Annotated in this window: 21 protein-coding genes; 7 read left to right on the plus strand and 14 right to left on the minus strand. The window is 32.9% G+C overall.

The annotated features are described in order from the left end of the window. Positions 1-80: 80 nt before the first annotated feature. Positions 81-1,280, plus strand: coding sequence for an aminotransferase class I/II-fold pyridoxal phosphate-dependent enzyme (locus N534_RS0104250; protein ID WP_028891291.1), 1,200 nt, complete (start codon positions 81-83; stop codon positions 1,278-1,280). Between the two features lie 194 nt (positions 1,281-1,474). Next, positions 1,475-2,959, plus strand: a complete 1,485-nt coding sequence (gene nhaC, locus N534_RS0104255; protein ID WP_038005498.1) for a Na+/H+ antiporter NhaC — start codon at positions 1,475-1,477, stop codon at positions 2,957-2,959. Between the two features lie 56 nt (positions 2,960-3,015). On the opposite strand, the gene N534_RS0104260 is transcribed toward nhaC, so the two are convergent. Further along, on the minus strand, positions 3,016-3,264 hold the full coding sequence (locus N534_RS0104260) for a hypothetical protein (protein WP_028891293.1): 249 nt from the start codon (positions 3,262-3,264) through the stop codon (positions 3,016-3,018). Between the two features lie 4 nt (positions 3,265-3,268). After that, positions 3,269-5,230 (minus strand): putative porin, encoded by a 1,962-nt coding sequence (locus tag N534_RS0104265; protein ID WP_028891294.1) that lies wholly within the window; start codon positions 5,228-5,230, stop codon positions 3,269-3,271. Positions 5,231-5,300: 70 nt separating this feature from the next. On the opposite strand from N534_RS0104265, the gene N534_RS0104270 reads away from it, so the two are divergent. Together N534_RS0104270 and N534_RS0104275 are read left to right on the plus strand one after the other, a co-directional pair. After that, entirely contained in the window at positions 5,301-5,900 is a 600-nt protein-coding gene (locus N534_RS0104270) for a ribonuclease HII (RefSeq protein WP_028891295.1), read from the plus strand. Positions 5,901-5,933: 33 nt separating this feature from the next. Further along, the gene (locus tag N534_RS0104275) at positions 5,934-6,989 is read left to right on the plus strand and encodes a nucleoid-associated protein (RefSeq protein WP_028891296.1); all 1,056 of its coding nucleotides are present in this window, start codon (positions 5,934-5,936) and stop codon (positions 6,987-6,989) included. Between the two features lie 42 nt (positions 6,990-7,031). Here N534_RS0104275 and N534_RS0104280 read toward each other — a convergent pair whose 3' ends face one another. After that, the gene (locus N534_RS0104280; RefSeq protein WP_028891297.1) at positions 7,032-7,622 is read right to left on the minus strand and encodes an alkylphosphonate utilization protein; all 591 of its coding nucleotides are present in this window, start codon (positions 7,620-7,622) and stop codon (positions 7,032-7,034) included. Positions 7,623-7,673: 51 nt separating this feature from the next. Between N534_RS0104280 and N534_RS0104285 the strand changes: the two genes are divergently transcribed. Next, on the plus strand, positions 7,674-8,177 hold the full coding sequence (locus N534_RS0104285) for a GNAT family N-acetyltransferase (RefSeq protein ID WP_028891298.1): 504 nt from the start codon (positions 7,674-7,676) through the stop codon (positions 8,175-8,177). A 539-nt stretch (positions 8,178-8,716) separates the two neighbouring features. Here the strand turns inward: N534_RS0104285 and rimM are convergent. From rimM to N534_RS0104305, 3 genes are all read right to left on the minus strand, one after another. After that, positions 8,717-9,244: a ribosome maturation factor RimM gene (gene rimM / locus N534_RS0104295; protein WP_028891300.1), complete on the minus strand. Its 528-nt coding sequence runs from the start codon at positions 9,242-9,244 to the stop codon at positions 8,717-8,719. A gap of 17 nt (positions 9,245-9,261) precedes the next feature. Then, positions 9,262-9,765, minus strand: a complete 504-nt coding sequence (locus tag N534_RS0104300; RefSeq protein ID WP_028891301.1) for a 30S ribosomal protein S16 — start codon at positions 9,763-9,765, stop codon at positions 9,262-9,264. Positions 9,766-9,937: 172 nt separating this feature from the next. Then, positions 9,938-10,129, minus strand: coding sequence for a cold-shock protein (locus tag N534_RS0104305; protein WP_028891302.1), 192 nt, complete (start codon positions 10,127-10,129; stop codon positions 9,938-9,940). Between the two features lie 240 nt (positions 10,130-10,369). Between N534_RS0104305 and dnaE the strand changes: the two genes are divergently transcribed. Next, positions 10,370-14,743 (plus strand): DNA polymerase III subunit alpha, encoded by a 4,374-nt coding sequence (gene dnaE / locus N534_RS0104310; RefSeq protein WP_028891303.1) that lies wholly within the window; start codon positions 10,370-10,372, stop codon positions 14,741-14,743. Between the two features lie 6 nt (positions 14,744-14,749). Next, a complete protein-coding gene (locus tag N534_RS0104315) occupies positions 14,750-15,106 on the plus strand; it encodes a hypothetical protein (RefSeq protein WP_028891304.1) in 357 nt (118 codons plus the stop codon). Here N534_RS0104315 and gldA read toward each other — a convergent pair. The 8 genes from gldA to N534_RS0104355 all read right to left on the minus strand — a co-directional run bounded on the left by gldA (position 15,084) and on the right by N534_RS0104355 (position 22,071). Further along, positions 15,084-15,992, minus strand: a complete 909-nt coding sequence (gene gldA / locus N534_RS0104320) for a gliding motility-associated ABC transporter ATP-binding subunit GldA (RefSeq protein WP_028891305.1) — start codon at positions 15,990-15,992, stop codon at positions 15,084-15,086. The two genes, N534_RS0104315 and gldA, sit on opposite strands and share 23 nt — an antisense overlap. Positions 15,993-16,055: 63 nt before the next feature. Next, entirely contained in the window at positions 16,056-16,547 is a 492-nt protein-coding gene (locus N534_RS0104325) for a dihydrofolate reductase (protein WP_028891306.1), read from the minus strand. A gap of 18 nt (positions 16,548-16,565) precedes the next feature. Next, positions 16,566-16,742, minus strand: a complete 177-nt coding sequence (locus tag N534_RS15285; RefSeq protein ID WP_156025549.1) for a hypothetical protein — start codon at positions 16,740-16,742, stop codon at positions 16,566-16,568. Positions 16,743-16,806: 64 nt separating this feature from the next. Continuing rightward, the gene (locus N534_RS0104335) at positions 16,807-17,631 is read right to left on the minus strand and encodes a thymidylate synthase (RefSeq protein WP_028891307.1); all 825 of its coding nucleotides are present in this window, start codon (positions 17,629-17,631) and stop codon (positions 16,807-16,809) included. Positions 17,632-17,767: 136 nt separating this feature from the next. Then, complete coding sequence (locus tag N534_RS0104340; protein WP_028891308.1) at positions 17,768-19,513, minus strand: NupC/NupG family nucleoside CNT transporter; 1,746 nt, start codon at positions 19,511-19,513, stop codon at positions 17,768-17,770. A 15-nt stretch (positions 19,514-19,528) separates the two neighbouring features. Continuing rightward, complete coding sequence (locus tag N534_RS0104345; RefSeq protein ID WP_028891309.1) at positions 19,529-20,146, minus strand: bifunctional nuclease family protein; 618 nt, start codon at positions 20,144-20,146, stop codon at positions 19,529-19,531. Positions 20,147-20,294: 148 nt separating this feature from the next. Further along, complete coding sequence (locus tag N534_RS0104350; RefSeq protein ID WP_028891310.1) at positions 20,295-21,248, minus strand: electron transfer flavoprotein subunit alpha/FixB family protein; 954 nt, start codon at positions 21,246-21,248, stop codon at positions 20,295-20,297. A gap of 82 nt (positions 21,249-21,330) precedes the next feature. Continuing rightward, positions 21,331-22,071, minus strand: coding sequence for an electron transfer flavoprotein subunit beta/FixA family protein (locus tag N534_RS0104355; RefSeq protein ID WP_028891311.1), 741 nt, complete (start codon positions 22,069-22,071; stop codon positions 21,331-21,333). Between the last annotated feature and the right edge of the window lie 76 nt (positions 22,072-22,147).

The raw sequence follows: 22,147 nt of genomic DNA on the forward strand, positions 1-22,147 counted from the left end.
ACCACAAAAACTATTTTTAGTTGATTTTTTAACTCATAATATTGATTTTAGTAGTCATTAAATAACTAATTCAATTCAACATGAAATTTAAACCTGCAAACAACATACAAGACTTACAATATTTTGGAGAATTCGGTGGTGTAAACCCTTCTATTTCAGATTCTTCTACTTATACTTTCTTATCAGCAAAAACAATGTTTGATACCTTTGAAGGAAACACAGACGGTTGTTATTTATATTCTCGTCATTCTTCTCCTTCAAACTTATATTTAGCAGAAGCTCTTGCAGCTATGGAAGGAACAGAAACAGCCAATGTTGCTGCTACAGGTATGGGAGCTATTACCCCAACCATTTTACAGATTTGTGGTGCAGGCGACCATATAGTTTCTAGTAGAACTATTTACGGAGGAACTTATGCTTTTCTTAAAAATTTTACTCCTAGAATTGGAATTGAAACTTCGTTTGTAGACATAACAAAGTTAGACATCGTAGAGGCTGCTATTAACAAAAACACTAAGATGATTTACTGCGAAACTGTAAGTAATCCACTATTGGAAGTTGCAGACATTAAAGCACTATCAGTTTTAGCTAAAAAGTATAATTTACAGTTAGTTGTAGACAATACTTTTTCTCCACTGTCAATTTCTCCAGCTCAATTAGGTGCAGATATTGTAGTTCATAGTTTAACAAAATTCATCAACGGTTCATCTGACACCATGGGTGGCGTTGTTTGCGGAAGTACAGATTTTATCAATTCGCAAAAAAGTGTTATTGATGGTGCTAGTATGTTATTAGGAGCTTCTATGGATTCTTTACGTGCTTCATCAATTCTAAAGAATATGAGGACTTTACACATCCGAATAAAACAACACAGTAAAAATGCTAGTTATTTAGCCGAAAAGTTTGAAGCTGATGGTTTAAAAACGGTATATCCTGGATTAAAATCACATCCTTCTCATGAAGTTTTTAAATCAATGATGAATGAAGAATATGGTTATGGAGGAATGCTAACTATCGATGCGGGTTCTTTAGACAAAGCCAATGCTTTAATGGAATTGATGCAAGATAAAAACTTAGGATATTTAGCAGTAAGTTTAGGTTTTTACAAAACATTATTCTCTGCTCCTGGTACCTCAACCTCTTCTGAAATTCCTTTAGATGAACAAAAAGAAATGGGATTAACCGATGGATTAATTCGTTTTTCAATTGGTTTAGACAATGATATTGAACGCACCTATCAGATGATGAAAGAGTGTATGAAGGAAGTTGGTGTATTGTAAACACACTAAATTCATATTTTTAAACCTGTCACTTTAAACAGTATAAAAGCTATTGACTTTTTTCACACTGTTTAAAGTGACATTTTTGTTTATCTATCATTTCTTTTCAATTTTTCTTAAAGAAAGTCTTTAACTGATTCGATTTGTGTAATTCTATTCAAAATCGTAACATTACAATCCGAAAAATACTACACATGCAAGACGACAAAAACCTTTCAGAAATTAAAATTGAAGATCAAAAAATAATTCAAAATAAAGAGCTTAGTATTTGGGAAGCATTAATTCCTGTTTTTGCTTTAATTGCAATGTTAGCTTATAATGTATATGTTTTTGGTGATGATGCTTTAAGTGGTAGTAATCAATTTATATTATTACTAGGAGGTGCTGTTGCTGCTATTGTAGGATTCAGAAACAAGGTTTCTTATGAAAGAATGATAGAGGAAGTTGCTGAGAATATTAAATCTACAGCAGGAGCCATATTAATACTCTTAATGGTAGGTTCTTTAGCAGGAACATGGCTTATTAGTGGTATTATTCCTTCAATGATTTATTACGGACTTCAAATCTTAAATCCTACTATATTTTTAGTAGCCTGCTTAATAATTTGTGCTGTAATTTCTGTTGCCACTGGAAGTTCTTGGACAACCTCAGCTACTGTAGGTATTGCTCTAATAGGTATTGGAGAAGCTTTAGGAATTTCTTTAGGAATGACAGCTGGAGCTGTCTTATCTGGAGCTTATTTTGGAGATAAAATGTCTCCAATGTCTGATACTACTAACCTAGCTCCAGCTATGGCAGGAACCGACTTATTTACCCATATAAGATACATGGCTTATACTACAATCCCTACATTTGTTGTTACCATTATCTTCTTTATCATACTTGGATTTACGCAAACAACTACTGGAGATGCTAACACACAACAAATGCTTACAGATATTAACAAAGCATTTAATATCACACCTTGGTTGTTTATTGTACCTGTGTTAGTTATCATTTTAATTATTAAAAAAACACCTCCCTTAATTGCTCTTTTAGCAGGTACAATTTTAGGCGGAGTCTTCGCTTTAATTTTCCAACCACACATTGTTGCACAAGTTGCTGGAGTTGAAAAATTAAATTTTGAAGCTGCATACAAAGGAGTAATGCAAGCTATTACTGTTGAAACCTCTGTTGCCACAGACAATGAAGTTTTAAAAGATTTATTTACAGCAGGAGGAATGAAAAAAATGTTAGGAACTGTATGGTTAATTTTATTAGCAATGGTTTTTGGTGGAGTGATGGATGCTATCGGGGCTTTAGCTAAAATTAGCAGTTTTATGTTAAGCTTATTTGACTCTGTATTCGGATTATTTGCCAGTACAGTTGCTACTTGTATCGGGTTAAACTTTACAGCTTCTGATCAATACTTAGCAATTGTAGTTCCAGGAAAAATGTATGCCCAAGCCTATAGAGATAAAGGTTTAGCTCCTGAAAATTTAAGTAGAACACTTGAAGATTCTGGTACGGTAACTTCTGTTTTAATTCCTTGGAATACTTGTGGTGCTTACCACTCCGGTGTATTAGGAGTCCCTGTTATAGACTATGCTTTTTACGCTATGTTTAACTGGCTAAGTCCTTTTACTACCCTAATATATGCTGCCTTCAGAATTAAAATAAAACAACTTACATCTAAATAACATATAATAAAACCTCACTTTTTGTGAGGTTTTTTTTATAGAAAAAAGCAAGTATTCTATTTATTTTTTGAGCTTAAAGTTAAAAGGTTTAAGATTATGGAAACTATTAAAAGTATCCAAGGTGTTCCATGTAAAAACACATCAAACCAATCCATAAACTTCATGGCATGCTCTCCAGAAAAAGCATTTCCTCCTGCAATCCATTGTAGCTTTCCTACAATATGAGGTGGTTTAAAAGGTGCTAAACCTAAAGTTAAACTTCCTATTAAAAATAGCTTCCAGTTTTGTCGTAATTTTTCTTTCATATTATTAAATAAACCAATTCCAAACAACTCCAAAACGAATTACAAAATCTCTATATGGATAGTTAGGTGCTGAAAAATAATTCTTTTTTAACACGAAAGAACTAACATTATCTGCTTTAAAATAAATTCGAGTTCTTCTTACTCGTGCGTTAAAAAATAAATCAACTGTTGGATAACCTATTTCTGTATCGTTTTGTAACGTAAACTCTGCTAATAATGGGTTATAAGCATTCGCCTTATATTCTGAAAAGTATTTAAACGTTGCTCCTATCTGTACTAATAAAGGTTTTCCTTTAAACCATTCATCAGTATAATAAAATGTATTACGAGTAACAAATTCAGGCACTCTAAAAACACTTTCTCCGCTTGCTACTTTTTGGTACATTAAAGTATTATCTAAAGCAAATTTTCCGAAGGTAAACTCTTTAGAAACTTTCGCCTTTAAATAATTAACATCTCCTGAAAATTGTTTTGGCTGCCCATTTTCATCAAAATAGGCATAGTTACTAATATTAGTAATATCTAACGAAGCATTACCCCATTTAGAATCAATTACACCTCCTAAACTTCGAGTTCCTATTTGAGAAAAATTATTTTCCCAGTTATAATCATCATAACTACTTTGATGCAGCAAGAAGTTAAAATTTGGAGATTTGGTACTAATACCTAACCTACCTTTCACAGTAAACACACTATCTTTCTTGTAAAAAGCTTCTCCTGAAAATTGATTTCCTGATAAACGTCCGCTTCCTGGAGTAAGACTTCCTGAAGCATTTACATGAAAATTACCTATACGTCCATTCCAATCTGCTCCGAATGAAACAGCATCTCCTTTTAACTTATTTTTTGTTATTCCAACTGTATTATTTTGTAAATTTTCATATCCATAAGTATATGAAGTTACACCTGTTTTAACACGAAACTTTCCTAGCACATACTTTGATTTAAAATCTAAAAACAGTTGATTATCATACAGCAAATATTTTGTCTTATTACTTATTCCGCTAGAAACATTAACATTACCAAATACATCTGGTGTCGCTGTTCCTTGATTAAAACGATAAAATTTTGAATCTCTCGTAAATGAATGTCCTAATTTTAAATTCGAAAAATCTTTTTGCGTTACACTATCTTTCGATGAAAGTAGTTTAAAAGAGTGTTCAAAGTACAAACGTTTAGCATCTAGATTATTTTCCGCATTATCTAAAATCACATCCATCCTACCTCTATTAGTGCTAAAATTAGGATCATCGTTTAGAAAAGCTGTTAAAGAAGTTTCTGTTAACCCTCCACTTTCTTGATTAAAAAAATCTTGATTTACCACATGTCCTCTTATCGCATATTGTCCTTTTGGAGTTTCATAACTAAAACTCACTCTAAAATTACCTGTACTTGCTAATGAATGTCTATATTTTCCTAATGAACGAAGTCCTTTATAGGCTATCGCTAAATTAAATCGTTTAGAAAAATTTGTAGTAAACAATGCGTCTACAACTTGCCCTTGTTCCAAACCTGTTCGATACAGAATTTCAGATGTTGGCGTAGGCACATGGTAATAATTTACATCTTCTACATCCATATAACCAAACATTTTAGCTCTAAAACCTATATCTGGAAATTGTGAAATATTCGTGAAATCGTATGCTAAATTATTAAATGTTTGCCCTTGATTATGAAAAGCCAATAATTCAAAATTATCTTTTCGTAAAAAATTAAACTTATATTCTTTTTGTAGAGTAAGTGTAGTATCTATAATTGTAGTATCGTTCTTATGTGATATAATTTTATAATCGGTATACTTTGTTTTTCCACTAAGTCTTACATTAATCTCATTATCAGAAAGAGAATCTAAGTTTTGATTAAAACCTCCTGTAGGTCTAGCAAAACTTCTGTCAAGAGATTTTTTTTGAGAAAAAATTACCTGAATACTTATCAAACAAAAGAATACTAAAAGATTTTTCTTCATAACAGCAAAAGTAAAATAATTTAACGATTAATTTTAAGTTTAATTTCTTTGAAAACTGTTAATTTGTAGCATGTTGAAATTAAACTATAGCGGATATAAATTAGAAGCAGGCACTGATGAAGCAGGTAGAGGTTGTTTATCTGGTCCTGTAGTTGCTGCCGCTGTTATATTACCTGATGATTTTCAACATGAATTACTAAACGATTCCAAGCAACTTTCAGAGAAAAAAAGACAAAAACTTCGTCCATATATTGAAGAGCATGCATTGGCTTTTGGAGTCTCTTTCATCCATCAAGAAGAGGTAGATGAATTAAATGTTTTACAAGCCTCAATCACAGGTATGCATCGTTCTATTCAACAATTAAATATTCAACCTGAATTTATTATTGTTGATGGGAATAAATTCAAACCGCATGAAGAAATTCCTCATCAAACTATTGTAAAAGGTGATGCTAAATTTATGAGTATTGCTGCAGCTTCAGTATTGGCAAAGACCTACAGGGATGAATATATGGAGAAAATTCACCAAGAATTCCCACAGTATAACTGGAAAAAAAACAAAGGATATCCCACTAAAGAACATCGCGAAGCCATCCGTCAATTTGGAGCAACACCTTACCATCGAAAATCATTTAAATTGTTACCGGAACAATTAAAATTGGAACTTTAATTTTTCTATTTTTGTCTTCCAATTTTTTATAAGATGATTAAAAGAACTCGTACAGAAATTAACAAATGTATTATTCATAAAGTAGCTAATAAATACAATAGCGGACAAAATGCTTTTTCTGAAAGCTTAGTTCGTTTTGATGAAGAAAGTTATGAATTACTACTTCCTTTCTTACTAAAGCCTTTTGGTGCGGTTACACAAAGTTATCGTTTTAGTCATCATGCGGATGTACGTCTAAATGAAATCAACAAATACTCTTCTGATATTTTTGAAGATGACAGCAATGAAGTGTTTATTGAGCATTCTAAAAACATTGTAAATCATTTATACGAACAATCAAACTCTGCTAATATTAAAACAGGAGATGTAATTGTTGCTTATTTTGAAGGCATCGAGTATAAAGATGTTTTAACAGAGGCTGTCGGAATTTTTAAAATTGAAAGTAAGGTAGATTTCTTTCAAACTTATCAAGATGATGATAGTTTTGATGTAGTGGTTCAAAAAGGAATTTCAACCAAAAGATTAGACAAAGGTTGTTTGATATTAAACTCTTCTGACACCGAAGGTACTGTAGTTTTATCTGTAGACAACAATCAATACGATGCTCAATACTGGATTAAAAACTTTTTGAGTGTTAAATATGCAGATGACCGTAACTTACACACTCAGAACTATTTAGAAATGTGTAAAGAATTTTCTGAAGAAGTTATAAAACCTGAGTTCGGAAAACAAGAACAAAGTAACTTTTTAGCCAATACTGTTGATTACTTTAAAGAACACGAAAGTGTAGATTATCATAACTTTAAAGATGAAATCTTTGAAGAAACCAAGCACAAAGATTTATTTGAAGACTACAAACAACACTTTGAAAAATTAAATGATGTATTAATTCGTAATAACTTCGAAGTATCTGATGTTGTTTTAAAGAAGGAAAAAAGTAAGTTCAAAACAGAAATAAAGCTAGACACCAATATCCAAATTAAAATTGATGTTGATGCTCCTGATGCTTCTGCCGAATATTTGGAACAAGGCTATGATGAAGAGAAAAAAATGAAATTTTACAAAGTGTTTTATAACACCGAGAAATAAAAAAAGCAGAGAGTTAACTCTCTGCTTTTTTGCCTTTTAGCATTATTCCTTCTCTGCCATTTTCTTAACGTAATCAGTAATAATAACTATTTGTGTTCCGTCTACTTTACCCTCAATGTATTTAGCATTTTCAGGGTCTAATGAAATTCTACGTACTGCAGTACCTTGTTTAGCTACCATACTAGAACCTTTTACTTTTAAATCTTTAATCAACACCACGTTATCTCCTGCTTGTAAAATCGCTCCGTTCACATCACGATGAATAATTTTTTCGCTTTCATCTAAATGCTCACCAGTAGCTTCTGCAAAACGCACATCTTCATCTTCTAAATATAGCATATCCAACAAATCTTGTGGCCACCCTTCTTTTTTCAAACGATTTAACATTCTCCAAGCTACAACCTTTACCGCTCTATATTCACTCCACATACTATCATTTAAACAACGCCAGTGATTTGCATCGGTAGTTTCAGGGTTTTCTATTTGCTCAATACAAGTGCTACAAGCCAGTAAACTACCATCTACTCCCCCCGTAGAAATAGGTGGCACTTCATAAATTGATAAGTTATCTTTTGATGCACATAGCTCGCATTGATTTCCGCTTCTATCTTGTAATTCTTGTAATAAACTCATTTTGTTATTTTTTTGCTTCGCAAAAGTACATTTTTAATTTATATTTAAACCATGTTATTAGAAAGCGAACGATTAATCATAAGAGACGCTCTAGTGAGTGATGCTCCTTTTTACTTTGAATTATTTAACGATCCTGATTGGATTCAATTTATAGGTGACAAAAACTTAAAATCTATTGAAGAAACTGAAGTCTATTTAAAAGATATTTTATTTAAAAATTTAAAATTAGGTGGATTAGGTTTTTTTACGGTTATTTTAAAAGAAACCAACAGGCCTATTGGTGCATCTACCGCCTTACAAAGAAATACTCTTGATTTTATTGATATTGGCTACGCTTTTTTACCAATTGGAAGAGGCAAAGGTTATGCAACTGAAGCTACTAAATTAATTATTGAATACGTTCGCACAAAATTTAAACAAGAAAAAGTATTGGCTTTAACTATGCCTAAAAACGAAAAATCTCAAAAACTGTTAAAAAACTTAGGTTTTAATTACATAGGAATGCAACAAGTTTTTGAAAATGGAGAAGACTGCGTATTTGAGTATGTTTTCTAGACATTAACAAACATATACACTCTATGTTAATTTTCTTGTTTTTGGATGATTTCAAACTCTTATTTATAAAGTTTTAATTATTATTGCAATGCTTTAACAAAGTACACCTCATAAAAATAATTATACTTTGTTAACATTCCCCTCCCCAATTACATTTATCAGTCTTTTTTTTAAAAAAAGAGGAGTTTTTCTTGTTGTATTACACATAAAATTCTACTCAACCAAACTAAAAAAAGGAAATGAAAATTAACCTAAAACCCGCTCGAAAAAAAGTAAAAAACAAAATTAGTCGCTTTCTAATCTTCCCTTTAATTTTTAAAGGACAGTTCTTTTGGCTAGAAAGAGTTATTATAAAAAGAAATTTTAACGGTAGAAATCTTCAAATAACCGATGTTATTAGATCAAAAGACTTGATTGAAAAAGAGATAAACAAAAAACATTATAAATTAAAAGTTGTTAAAAAAGCTGTATAGTATAAAAAACGGAAGGGTTACTCCTTCCGTTTTTTATACTATCTAAATAAATACCTCTAACTAATTTTACCCTAAATACAACTCAATTAGTCCTTCTGGGGTATTTACTTCAATTACTTGATTTTCTCTGTCTACCTTTTTAATAAAATCGTCTATCATCGGGATAAAGATTTCTTTACCCTCTCTATCAATTTCAAACAAAGGTTGTGCAGAAGCATCATTAATACTAACGATAGTTCCAACTTCACCAAAATTATCATCTACAACCGTAAACCCAATAACTTCATGATAATAAAACTTATTTCCAGAAAGTTTTGGAAGCAAATCTAAAGGTAAATACACTTCTGAACGCAAAATAGCTTCTGCATCAGCTTCCGTATCTACATCTTCAAACTTTACTCTAAACATAGTTCCTTTACTCAACGAAGATTTTTCAATAAAAAAAGGAACCAGATTATTGCCTAAATCGACAAAAACTGATTCCAAATTTTCGTAAAGACCGGGTTCATCAGTATCTAACTTAATAATTACCTCACCCTTAAAACTATGTTTTTTAACGATTTTGCCAAGATAAAAGCAATCTTCTTTTTGCATCATCGTAGTACATGTTTTTATTCTTCGCTATCAGCACCTGTTTCAGCAACAGCAGCATCCTCACTATCAGTAGCAGGAACAGCAGCAGCAATACGTGCTTCGTTTACAGCTTTTTCAGCTTCTAAAGCTTTAGCTTTAGCATCAGCTTCTGCTTTCGCTAAACCATCTGCTTTACCAGCTACTTTAGATGCTTTTTCTTCTAACCAAGCAGTAAATTTAGCTTCTGCTTGCTCTTCAGTTAAAGCTCCTTTTTTTACTCCACCAGCTAAGTGATTCTTTAATAAAGCTCCTTTGTAAGATAAGATAGCTCTAGCAGTATCAGTTGGTTGAGCACCATTTTGTAACCATTTTACAGCTCCATCAACATCTAAATCGATAGTTGCAGGGTTAGTGTTAGGGTTGTAAGTTCCAATTTTCTCTAAGAAACGACCGTCTCTTTTAGCTCTAGAATCAGCAGCTACTACCCAATAAAATGGTTTTCCTTTTTTACCGTGTCTTTGTAATCTAATTTTTACAGGCATAATTTTTAATTTTTAAGGTTCGCGACCTTGGTTATTAATAAATCTTATCATCTCGTGATAAGTGGGCGCAAATTTATAAAATCTTTTTGATTTAAAATCAAAAAAAACACTTTATTAAAATAAAAAAGAGTCTGTAATACAGACTCTTAAGAAAAATAAAATATGAGATATATTATAATACTCTAACGCTAACTGCGTTTAATCCTTTTTTTCCTTCTTTAAGTTCAAACTCTACAGTATCACCTTCTCTAATCTCATCGATTAAACCTGATACGTGTACAAAATGTTCTGTGTTTGACCCTGACTCTGTAATAAATCCAAAACCTTTAGATTCATTGAAGAACTTTACTGTTCCTTCTTTCATTGTTAAAAATATTATATTAAAGTGCAAATGTAATCTTATTAATTGATTATCAATCACTTTTTCTGATATTTATTTTTAATTTAACCTATTAATAACACAATATTTAGTTACAGTCAACCAATCAAGCCTTTACCTCAACTCAAAAACACTCGTTAATAACTTCTCTCTCTAGCAATCTAAATTCTTCGTACTTTTACACTTTGCTTTACTCAAGAAAAACACTTCAAGTAATTTTTGCCCATGTATTTAATTTTCGATACCGAAACTACTGGATTACCTAAAAGCTGGAACGCTCCAATAACCGATACCGATAACTGGCCTAGAGCCATACAAATTGCATGGCAATTACATGATGAGTTAGGTAATTTAGTTGAACACAACGATTTCTTAATACAACCTGACGGATTCAACATTCCATACGATGCAGAACGAATTCATGGAATTTCTACTGATTTAGCTATTGAACAAGGTATTCAACTAAGTGAAGGACTGGAATTATTCAACAATGCTTTACAAAAAACAAAGTTTATTGTTGGACAAAATGTTGGGTTCGATGTAAATATCATGGGATGTGAATTCCATCGTTTGGGTGTTCAAAACAATTTAACTGAATTACCAGTCTTAGACACCTGTACTGAGCATACGGCTGAAATGTGTCAAATTCCTGGAGGTCGTGGAGGAAAATTCAAACTTCCTACCCTTACCGAATTACACAATCACTTATTTGGAACTGGCTTTGGAGAAGCACATAACGCAACTGCCGATGTTGAGGCTACAACTAGATGTTTCTTAGAATTAATTCGTTTACGCCAGTATACCGAAGAACAACTAGATGTTCCTTCAGATTATTTTAAACGTTATACCGAAGCAAACCCTAACCCGATACAAGTTATCGGACTTAAACACTTAAACCTTAAAAAGGAAAGTGAAAAAATCCGCAAAAGAAAATCTTCAGAAACTGAGGAAGCTACCACCATTTCTACTGCAGAAGGTTTAGCTGAACTTGAAGGAGTTAAATTTGCCCATTTACACAACCATACACAATACTCAATTTTACAGTCTACCATCCAAATTGGTAATATCGTAAATGCTGCTGCAAAAGATAACATGTCGGCAGTTGCTATGACCGACACTGGAAATATGATGGCTGCCTTTCATTTTGTACAAGCAGTTTTAGGACATAACAAAGCAGCAGAAGCCGCTAATCAAGAAGCTATAGAGAAAGGTGAAACACCTACAGAAACTATTTTAAAACCTATTGTAGGTTGTGAGTTTAATATTTGTGAAGACCACACCAATAAAAGTCAAAAAGACAATGGGTATCAAGTTGTGTTACTTGCCAAAAATAAAAATGGATATCACAACTTAGCAAAAATGTCTTCCATCGCTTTTGTGGATGGTTTTTACTATGTTCCACGAATTGATAAAAAAATCATTGAACAATACAAAGAAGATGTAATTGTTTTAACAGGGAATTTATACGGAGAAGTTCCTAGTAAAATATTAAATGTTGGTGAAACCCAAGCGGAGGAAGCTTTACTTTGGTGGAAAAAACAATTTGGTGACGATTTATACATCGAATTAATGCGTCATGGACAAGAAGATGAAAGAGTAGTTAATGAAACTCTTTTAGAGTTTTCAAAAAAACATAACGTAAAAATTGTTGCCACTAACAATACCTTTTATTTAGGAAAAGAAGATGCCAACGCACATGATATTTTATTGTGTGTAAAAGACGGAGAAAAACAAGCAACTCCGAAAGGTAGAGGAAGAGGTTATCGTTACGGTTTACCTAACGATGAGTACTACTTTAAATCTACCGAAGAGATGAAAAAACTCTTTGCTGATTTACCAGAAGCTATTATTAACATTCAAGAAATTGTAGATAAGGTTGAGCCTTTTGGTTTAGCTCGTGATGTATTATTACCCGCTTTCGATATTCCAGAAGAATTTAGAGATGAAAAAGATTTGGAAGATGGAGGGAAACGTGGAGAAAACAACTTTTTACGCCACTTAACCTACGAAGGAGCCAAAAAAAGATATGGAGAAATTACAGATAGTATTCGCGAACGTTTAGATTTTGAACTCGATGTAATTGCTAAAACAGGATATCCTGGGTACTTTTTAATTGTTGAAGACTTCATTCGAGAAGCTCGAAACATGGATGTATCCGTAGGACCAGGACGTGGTTCTGCTGCAGGTTCTGTTGTAGCCTATTGTTTATGGATTACTAATATCGACCCTATTCAGTACGATCTACTTTTTGAGCGTTTCTTAAACCCTGAACGTGTATCGATGCCCGATATTGATATTGATTTTGATGATGAAGGTCGAAGTCGTGTAATGGATTACGTAATTGAAAAATATGGTGCTAATCAAGTAGCACAAATTATTACCTATGGTACCATGGCAGCTAAATCATCTGTCCGTGATACCGCTCGTGTACTTGATTTACCTCTATTTGAAGCTGATAGAATTGCCAAGTTAATACCTGGAATGAAATTGGCTAAAATATTTTCTTTAGATGAAGCTGGTTTAAAAGCAAAGCTTCGTTCCGAAGAAATTGAAATGGTAAACGAACTAAAAGCCATTGCCGATGGTAATGGATTAGAAGCAGAGACCATTAACAAAGCCCGAATTCTAGAAGGTTCTGTTCGTAACACAGGGATTCATGCTTGTGGAGTAATTATTACTCCTGATGACATTACCAAATTCGTACCTGTATCGGTTGCGAAAGACTCCGACATGTATGTTACCCAGTTTGATAACTCGGTAGTAGAAAGTGCAGGATTATTAAAAATGGATTTCTTAGGGTTAAAAACATTAACCCTGATTAAGGATACTGTAAAAATTGTAAAAGCGCGTCACGGAGTAGAACTCGACCCAGAGAGTTTCCCTATTGATGATGAAGAAACGTATGCTTTATTCCAACGAGGAGAAACCGTGGGGATTTTCCAATACGAATCTCCAGGAATGCAAAAGTACATGCGTGAATTAAAGCCTACCGTTTTTGCCGATTTAATTGCAATGAATGCTTTATATCGTCCAGGTCCTTTAGAATATATTCCTTCCTTCATCCGAAGAAAACATGGTGATGAAGAGATTCAATATGACCTTCCTGCAATGGAAGAATACTTAGCAGAAACCTACGGAATTACAGTATATCAGGAGCAAGTAATGCTACTTTCGCAAAAACTAGCTGATTTTACCAAAGGTGAAGCCGATGTACTTCGTAAGGCAATGGGTAAGAAACAAGCCGCAGTACTGGCAAAAATGAAACCTAAGTTTGTAAATCAAGCAAAAGCTAACGGTCATGACGAAAAAGCCTTAGAAAAGATTTGGAAAGACTGGGAAGCATTTGCATCCTATGCCTTTAACAAATCGCACTCAACTTGTTATGCGTGGATTGCCTATCAAACTGCTTATTTAAAAGCTCATTATCCTGCTGAGTATATGGCTGCAGTTCTTTCAAACAACATGAATGATATTAAATCTGTTTCATTTTTCATGGAAGAATGTAAACGAATGGGCTTAGAAGTTTTGGGGCCTGATGTAAATGAATCGTATGCTAAGTTTTCTGTAAACAAAGACGGTGCTGTTCGTTTTGGTATGGCAGCAATTAAAGGTGTTGGTGGTTCTGCCGTAAAAGCTATTATTGATGAGCGTAAAGAAAACGGACATTACTCTTCTGTTTTTGATGTAGCAAAACGCGTGGATTTACGTGTAGCAAACAAAAAAGCATTTGAAGGATTAGTATTAGCTGGCGGATTTGATTCCTTTACCAGCACACATCGTGCTCAATATTATGTGAAAGATGAAAAAGGGCAAACTTTTTTAGAGAAAGCTATCCGTTTTGGGAATAAGTATCAAGAAAATCAAAACTCTTCGCAGGTATCTTTATTTGGAGAAGCTTCAGAAGTTGACTTGCCAGAACCTCAAGTTCCAGAATGTGAAACATGGGGAACTATGGAATTATTAGCTCGTGAAAAGGAAGTCGTAGGAATGTATATTTCTGCTCATCCTCTAGATGATTTTAAAAATGAACTAAAGTTTTGCAACGCTAGCTTAGCACATTTTAAAAACATAGCTCAATATGAAGGTTTAGGTTTATCTTTCGCAGGAATTGTTACTGATGTTCAACATCGTGTGTCGAAAGCTGGAAAAGGATGGGCTTCTTTTATTATGGAAGATTACAATGATAGCTATGAGTTCAGAATTTTTGGAGAAGATTATTTAAAATTCAAACACTTTTTAGTTCCGAATTCATTCTTATTTATAAAAACAACGATCAAACCTGGGTGGACCAACAAAGAAGGAATTAAAGGAGAGCCTAGAATCGGGTTTAATGAGTTTTTACTATTGCATGATATCATGGACAAAATGTGTAAAAAATTGACCATTAAAATTCCGTTACAAGAAGTAAAAGAAAACACCATTAAAGAGTTACAACACTTATTTGCTACTAACAAAGGTTCTCAAAGCTTATATTTTACTATTTGGGATACTGAAGAGAAAATTGAGCTAAGTTTACCAAGTAGAACGACTAAAATTAAAGTATCTAGTGAATTTTTAAAAGCTTTAGACGAGCAATTTATTAATTACAAATTGAATTAACCATAAATGCTACCTAGCTATCAAAATAGCGTTGATTTACTAAATAATGTAGCTAATACCAAGTTATACAAAGATCTTATTATTCAACTTAACAAAGATCTTAACTTAACCAGTATTGACATTGCTTTTTTAGAAGATTATTCACCTACACAATTAAAAGAAGCGCTTCAAAAATTGATAAAAGAATTAATTCAATATGATTTTAATTCGTACTCAAATCTCTTGTATCGTATTGATGTTTCTGAAAAGGAAATACAAAATATAGAATCAAGTGATGTTGACAGGTATTCTGAAAATGCTACTTTTCTAATTTTAAAAAGAGTTTGGAAAAAAGTATGGTTTAAACATCAGTTTTCTGGGTAGTCAACTCTCTAAACAAGCTTTCTAAATTTTTATTTTCAGTATTTAAACCGAGGATTTTTAATCCGTTTTCTTGAGCAAAATCGAAAATTACAGGACGCATATCTTCAGTAGTCTCAAAAGTTAAAATCCAGTTGTTTTCTACAGTATTTTTAAAGGCTTTAATATTAGGTAATCGTTTAATAAACTGCTCTTCTAGTTTATAATCAAAAGTTACTCGTATAACTTGTTCCGCATCTGTTTTTAATTCTGATATCGGCTTATCAATTACTATTTCTCCTTTGTTTATTATAATGACACGATCACAAACTGCCTCTACTTCTTGCATAATATGTGTAGATAGTAAAACCGTTTTATCTTTACCTAATTCTTTGATTAATTCACGAATTTCAACCAGTTGGTTAGGATCTAATCCCGTGGTAGGTTCATCTAAAATCAATACTTCCGGATTGTGTAAAATAGCTGCTGCTAATCCAACACGTTGACGGTATCCTTTGGACAATTGATTGATTTTTTTATGTGATTCTACCGATAAACCTACTTGCTCAATTACCTCAGCAACCTTAACCTTATCAATCTTATGTAAAGATGCTTGAAATTGTAGATATTCTTTAACATACATATCTAAGTACAATGGGTTATGCTCCGGTAAATATCCTATCTTTTTTTGAGCTTCAATAGGATTTGTAATTACATTTATACCACTTACCAAAACACTTCCATTTGATGGCTGAATAAAACCTGTTAAGATTTTCATCGTAGTTGATTTCCCTGCTCCATTTGGCCCCAAAAACCCCACTATTTCTCCTTTTTTAGCTTCAAAAGAAATAGCGTTTACTGCTTTTTGTGCTCCGTAAGTTTTTGATATTTCAGTAAGTTGTATTGACATGCTTTTAGATTAATAGATTTTTAGATAAAAGATTCGGGGCTTATTTACTTTAACCTTATCCCCTTAATCTTTTCTCTTTTCGTAAGAAACGAAACTGTAATCATATTTATTTTTCTCGTCTGCTTTAAAATCTTCTCTAGCTACTTCTTTCCAAACAGTTTTATCTATCTCTGGAAAAAAAGCGTCTGCGTCAAAATTATGATGAACAATAGTTATATCTAAACGATCTACTAAGTCTTGTTCTAAAGCTTGCTTATAAATTTGAGCTCCTCCTATGATGAATGCATTATTTCCTTTTGTAAGTTCTATTGCGTGTTCTATAGTATTCGCTATTAAACAACCATCTTTAAAATAATCATTATTTCTGGTAATAATAATAGATGTACGATTAGGTAACGGCTTACCTATACTTTCAAAGGTATTTCGTCCCATTAAAATATGATGCCCAGAAGTAATTTGTTTAAAACGTTTTAAATCGGCAGGTAAGTACCAAATTAAGTCATTATCTTTTCCTAAAGCATTATTTTTTGCAATTGCAGCAATAAGTGTAATCATAAATCTTTGTTGAAGGGTTTACATGCTTTTAACCCACTCTTTAATATATCCTGTAAGATCTCTTTTCTCTATAATCACTTCTTCAGTGCTAATATTATCTACTAAAGTATGAATAGCTCTTAATACATTTTCATCTTGAATATCGGCTATTTTTTCATAGAGAGCATCCTTTAAGGTATCGATATCTGTGGTCATTTTTTATAGATTTTAGCTGGTTTTCTACAAATTTACTAAACAAACTACAAAAAATAAAGTTAAATTATACAGCTACAATTCCTTTGATATGAGGGTGCGGGTTATAATCAATCAACTCAAAATCTTCAAAAGTAAAATCTTCTATATTCTTAACCTCAGGGTTGATTTTCATCTTCGGAAGTGGCCTTGTATCACGTGATAACTGCAACTCTAATTGCTCCATATGGTTGTTATATATATGTGCATCACCAAAGGTATGAATAAACTCTCCAGCCTCGTAACCGCAAACTTGAGCCACCATCATTGTAAACAATGCGTATGATGCTATGTTAAACGGAACTCCTAGAAAAATATCTGCACTGCGCTGATATAATTGACATGAAAGTTTACCATCAGCTACATAAAACTGAAAAAAAGCATGACAAGGAGGAAGTGCCGCTTTACCTTTTGCTACGTTTTCTGCAAACGATTTAGATGTATCTGGCAACACTGACGGATTCCATGCAGACACTAACATTCTACGGCTATTAGGATTACTTTTTAAGGTTTCAATTACTTCTTTTAACTGATCTATTTCATCACTATTCCAATTGCGCCATTGATGACCATATACCGGACCTAAATCACCTTTTTCATCAGCCCATTCGTTCCAAATACGCACTCCATTTTCCTGAAGATATTTAACATTCGTGTCACCTTTAATAAACCACAATAATTCATAAATAATCGACTTTAAATGTAATTTTTTAGTCGTCACCATTGGAAAACCCTCACTTAAATCAAATCGCATTTGATAACCAAAAACACTTTTAGTTCCCGTTCCTGTTCTATCTCCTTTTTCGTTTCCGTTGTCTAAAACGTGTTGTACTAAATCTAAATACTGCTTCATCCTTCTCCGTTTAATCGTTAAACCTTTATGTTATAAAACAAAGTAAAAATAAAAAAGCATCTACACAAAATGTAGATGCTCTTTAAAATTATATTAATAAGTTATTAACTTTTTATCTGTCTCTTGCAACTCACTACTAACCTATAATCATTCCTGCTATAGTTGCCGACATTAATGAAGCAATAGTTCCTCCAATTAATGCTTTCATTCCGAATTCTGATAAGTTTTTACGCTGACCTGGAGCTAAAGAACCAATACCTCCAATTTGGATACCAATTGAAGCAAAGTTTGCGAATCCACACAACATATAAGTTGCCATAATAATAGACTTATTGTATGTTAAATGTGTTGCACTCGCTGCATTTTTTAAATCTGCTAACTGAATATAGCCTACAAACTCACTTGCTGCCAACTTAACACCTAATAACTGTCCCATTAACGCCATATCTTCTTTTGCCACACCAATTAACCACATTAATGGTGCAAAAGCATATCCTAAAATAAACTCTAAGGACAATGCCTCATATGGTGTTACACTAGCAATTAACTCATTCAAAGATGTAAACTTCCAACTGAAATACTCAATTCCATCAAAACCTCCAATTCCTCCTAAAATTCCATTAATCATTGCAATAAAAGCAATAAACACTAATAGCATAGCTGCTACGTTCATAGCTAATTGTAAACCTTCTGTTGTTCCGTTTGCAATAGCATCTAAAATATTTGAACCTATTTTTTCTGACGATACTTGCACATCTGTATTTACCTCTTCAGTTTGTGGATATAATATCTTTGAAATAATAATTGCTCCTGGTGCTGCCATAACAGATGCTGCTAACAAGTGCTTTGCATATAGCAATCGTAATGCTTCATCATCCCCTCCTAAGAAACCAATATACGCAGCTAACACTGCTCCTGCCACAGTTGCCATTCCTCCTATCATTACTAATAAGATTTCAGAACGGTTCATCTTTTCTAAATATGCCTTAATTAATAAAGGCGCTTCTGTTTGCCCTAAGAAAATATTTCCTGCTACCGATAAACTCTCTGCTCCTGAAATTTTAAGGATTTTTGATAAAACCATCGCAAAAATCTTAACAATGAATTGAATAACACCTAGGTAAAATAAAAGTGAAGTTAATGCTGAGAAGAATATAATTGTTGGTAATACTTGAAAAGCAAAAATGAACCCGAAAGAATCCATATCAGCTACCAAACCACTGAATAAAAACTCACTTCCTGCCCTTGTAAAATCTAACACACTTACAAATAAACTTCCTACCAACTCGAATGCTTTTTGTACAAAAGGAATTTTTAATACTCCAACAGCAATCAATAATTGGAAGGCTAATCCTAACCCTACTATTTTCCAGTCAATTGCTCTTCTATTAGCACTAAATAAGAAAGCTAAAATCAATAACGAAACCATTCCTAAAGCTCCCCTCCATAAACTCTGAAAAGAAAAACCTTGACTCGGAATTATTTCACTAACTTTTTGTTGAGCCTCATCAGTTTCAGTAGCTGAAACTAGTACTGGCTCTGTTGTAAACTTATACAACACGTTTTTCTCAGAAAGTATTAATCCGTCTTCTGTTAATTCAACCACATTGTAATAACGAACAGTATCGTTAGGTTGGTTGTAATTAAAAATTAATAAGTTGTTTTGGTGAATGTAGTTTCCTGAAGCTTGTAAACTATCTTTATCAACTAATGAATAGTTGAATTTTCCTTCTGACAGATTAAGAATATCTGCAGAATTTATCGTAACAATTGAATCTCCTTCAGTTGTTGTGATTGATGAGAAATTCCACTTTTTTTCAATGCTTTGACCAAAAGTTATCATCGTAACGCAAAGCATAATGAAAGTAAATAGTTTCTTCATTTTAAATGATTTTAATTAAGAACGTTTGCTGATTTCATCACGGATTTTAGCCGCCAACTCATAGTTTTCGTTTGTTACAGCATCGTTAAGTTGTTCGTGCAATTCTTCTAAAGATAAGTGTGAATAGTAGTCTTCTTCTTTTTCGTCCTCATCTAAAGAAAACTCTATTTCATCTTCTTCATCCGACTCCAAATCTTCTTCAATAGTTAACTCTTCATCCATTTTCAGATAAATACCCGCTTTATCTAAAATATTCTCATATGTGTAAATTGGCGCTTCAAAACGAACTGCTAATGCAATAGCGTCTGATGTTCGCGTATCTATCACTTCTTCTACCCCTTCTCGCTCGCAAATTAAACTTGAATAAAACACACCATCAACCAATTTATGAATGATAACTTGTTTTATTAATATAGAAAATCTATCGGCAAATGTTTTAAATAAATCGTGGGTAAGAGGTCTTGGTGGTCGAATTTCTTTTTCTAAAGCAATGGCAATTGATTGTGCTTCAAAAGCTCCTATAATAATAGGTAGCGTTCTAGTTCCTTCCATTTCACTTAGCACTAAAGCATATGCCCCACTTTGTGTTTGGCTATACGAAATCCCTTTTATAGTTAGTTTAATTAAACTCATGTACAATCAATCATCATAAAATACAAAAAAACTGTCTAAATTTAGGCCTTTTGCTTAAAAATTTAGACAGCCTTCTAAAGTGGGCACAATTTACTAAAAATTATGAGTTGTACTCTAATTTATAGAAAAAGAAAAAATTACCACTATTTTATGCTTGTTTAAAAGCTTTTAATTTCTCTACTAACTGAGGTACAACTTCAAAAGCATCACCAACAATACCATAATCTGCAGCTTTAAAGAAAGGTGCTTCAGGATCTGTATTAATTACCACTTTTACTTTTGATGCGTTAATACCTGCTAAGTGCTGAATTGCACCAGAAATACCAATAGCAATGTATAAGTTTGAAGCTACTGGCTTACCTGTTTGACCAACGTGCTCGTTGTGAGGACGCCATCCTAAATCTGACACTGGTTTAGAACATGCTGTTGCAGCTCCTAAAACCTCTGCTAATTCTTCTACCATTCCCCAGTTTTCTGGTCCTTTTAAACCTCTACCTGCAGAAACAACGATATCAGCATCTGCAATTGTTACTTTTCCTGTAGCTCTACTGATGCTTTCAGATTTAACTCCTAATTCTGGCAATGCAGCATCAAAACTTTCAGTTGATCCACTTACTGCATTTTCATGTGCTCCGTAAGAATTTTTAGCTACACCAACTACTTTTTTCTCTGTTGAAATCTCAGTATTATTAAATCCTTTGTTAGAGAATGCTTTCCTCTTAACTACAAAAGGACTTGTACTGCTTGGTAAAGCTACAGCATTAGATGCATATCCAGCCTCTAAAGCTACCGCTACTAATGGCGCTACTGTTAATCCGTCAACACTAGAATCAATAATTACTGTGTTTGCTCCTTTCGCCTCAGCAACTTGTTTAATAATTGAAGCATATGCTTTAGCATTGAATGAAGACAAATTATTCTTTACCTCAACAACTTTCTCTGCTCCATAAGTATATAATTCAGAAGCATCACCTCCATTAATAGTTAAAACTACTAAATCGCTTCCTGATTGCTCTGCTACTTTTTTTCCGTATGAAACAACCTCAAAAGCTGTTTTTTTGAATTTTCCTTCCGATGAATCGGCAAAAACTAATACAGACATATTTTAATATATTTTATATCATTACGAGTACAAATGACAAGATTGCTTCACTTTGTTCGCAATGATGTGTTTTAAATTTTAATTAGATTACTTTTGCTTCGTTGTGTAATAAATTGATTAAATCATCAACATTATCAACTAACTTTACTGCTCCTTTTGGCGCTGGCTTTTCAAAGTTTTGAGTTGATGTTGCCGCTGCTGCTCCAATTGGTTCAACTACACTTAATGGTTTTTTACGAGCCATCATAATTCCACGCATATTAGGAATACGTAAATCTTTTTCTTCTACAATTCCTTTTTGACCTGCAATTACCATTGGTAACGTAGATGACACTTTTTCTTCTCCTCCATCAATCTCTCTACTTAAAGTTGCATTTGTTCCGTCTACTTCAACACCAACACAACCATTAACAAAGTTAAAATCTAATAAAGATGCTAACATTCCTGGAACCATTTGTCCGTTATAATCAGCAGATTCTTTTCCTGCTAACACTAAATCGTATCCTCCATTCTTAACAACTTCAGCTAACTCTTTAGCAACCATAAATCCGTCTGTAGGTTCAGCATTTACACGAATCGCATCATCTGCTCCAATCGCTAACGCCTTACGTAAAGTAGGCTCTGTAGATGCTCCTCCAACACTCACTACTGTTACGCTTGCTCCTTGCTTTTCTTTAAACCACATTGCACGAGTTAAACTAAACTCATCGTATGGATTTATTACGTATTGAACTCCGTTAGTATCAAACTTTGTGTCGTTATCTGTAAAGTTGATTTTTGAAGTAGTATCAGGTACATGACTGATACAAACTAATATTTTCATATATCGTTGTTTTAAAGAAACTTAATTTTGTGCGACGAAGTTAAGCATTTTTTTTAATTTACTATGCGTGCATAAT

It is taken from the genome of Tenacibaculum sp. 47A_GOM-205m, from assembly GCF_000518405.1.
Lineage (GTDB): Bacteria > Bacteroidota > Bacteroidia > Flavobacteriales > Flavobacteriaceae > Polaribacter > Polaribacter lutimaris.

Bases quoted from the DNA above. Each gene is read 5' to 3' on its own strand.
- gldA (WP_028891305.1), bottom strand. From the start codon at position 15,992: ATGTCAATACAACTTACTGAAATATCAAAAACTTACGGAGCACAAAAA.
- N534_RS0104260 (WP_028891293.1), bottom strand. From the start codon at position 3,264: ATGAAAGAAAAATTACGACAAAACTGGAAGCTATTTTTAATAGGAAGT.
- N534_RS0104350 (WP_028891310.1), bottom strand. From the start codon at position 21,248: ATGTCTGTATTAGTTTTTGCCGATTCATCGGAAGGAAAATTCAAAAAA.
- N534_RS0104345 (WP_028891309.1), bottom strand. From the start codon at position 20,146: ATGAGTTTAATTAAACTAACTATAAAAGGGATTTCGTATAGCCAAACA.
- N534_RS0104340 (WP_028891308.1), bottom strand. From the start codon at position 19,513: ATGAAGAAACTATTTACTTTCATTATGCTTTGCGTTACGATGATAACT.
- N534_RS0104270 (WP_028891295.1), top strand. From the start codon at position 5,301: ATGTTGAAATTAAACTATAGCGGATATAAATTAGAAGCAGGCACTGAT.
- N534_RS0104265 (WP_028891294.1), bottom strand. From the start codon at position 5,230: ATGAAGAAAAATCTTTTAGTATTCTTTTGTTTGATAAGTATTCAGGTA.
- N534_RS0104315 (WP_028891304.1), top strand. From the start codon at position 14,750: ATGCTACCTAGCTATCAAAATAGCGTTGATTTACTAAATAATGTAGCT.
- N534_RS0104285 (WP_028891298.1), top strand. From the start codon at position 7,674: ATGTTATTAGAAAGCGAACGATTAATCATAAGAGACGCTCTAGTGAGT.
- N534_RS0104280 (WP_028891297.1), bottom strand. From the start codon at position 7,622: ATGAGTTTATTACAAGAATTACAAGATAGAAGCGGAAATCAATGCGAG.
- N534_RS0104335 (WP_028891307.1), bottom strand. From the start codon at position 17,631: ATGAAGCAGTATTTAGATTTAGTACAACACGTTTTAGACAACGGAAAC.
- N534_RS0104250 (WP_028891291.1), top strand. From the start codon at position 81: ATGAAATTTAAACCTGCAAACAACATACAAGACTTACAATATTTTGGA.
- N534_RS0104325 (WP_028891306.1), bottom strand. From the start codon at position 16,547: ATGATTACACTTATTGCTGCAATTGCAAAAAATAATGCTTTAGGAAAA.
- N534_RS0104275 (WP_028891296.1), top strand. From the start codon at position 5,934: ATGATTAAAAGAACTCGTACAGAAATTAACAAATGTATTATTCATAAA.
- N534_RS0104300 (WP_028891301.1), bottom strand. From the start codon at position 9,765: ATGCCTGTAAAAATTAGATTACAAAGACACGGTAAAAAAGGAAAACCA.
- N534_RS0104355 (WP_028891311.1), bottom strand. From the start codon at position 22,071: ATGAAAATATTAGTTTGTATCAGTCATGTACCTGATACTACTTCAAAA.
- rimM (WP_028891300.1), bottom strand. From the start codon at position 9,244: ATGCAAAAAGAAGATTGCTTTTATCTTGGCAAAATCGTTAAAAAACAT.
- nhaC (WP_038005498.1), top strand. From the start codon at position 1,475: ATGCAAGACGACAAAAACCTTTCAGAAATTAAAATTGAAGATCAAAAA.
- N534_RS0104305 (WP_028891302.1), bottom strand. From the start codon at position 10,129: ATGAAAGAAGGAACAGTAAAGTTCTTCAATGAATCTAAAGGTTTTGGA.
- N534_RS15285 (WP_156025549.1), bottom strand. From the start codon at position 16,742: ATGACCACAGATATCGATACCTTAAAGGATGCTCTCTATGAAAAAATA.
- dnaE (WP_028891303.1), top strand. From the start codon at position 10,370: ATGTATTTAATTTTCGATACCGAAACTACTGGATTACCTAAAAGCTGG.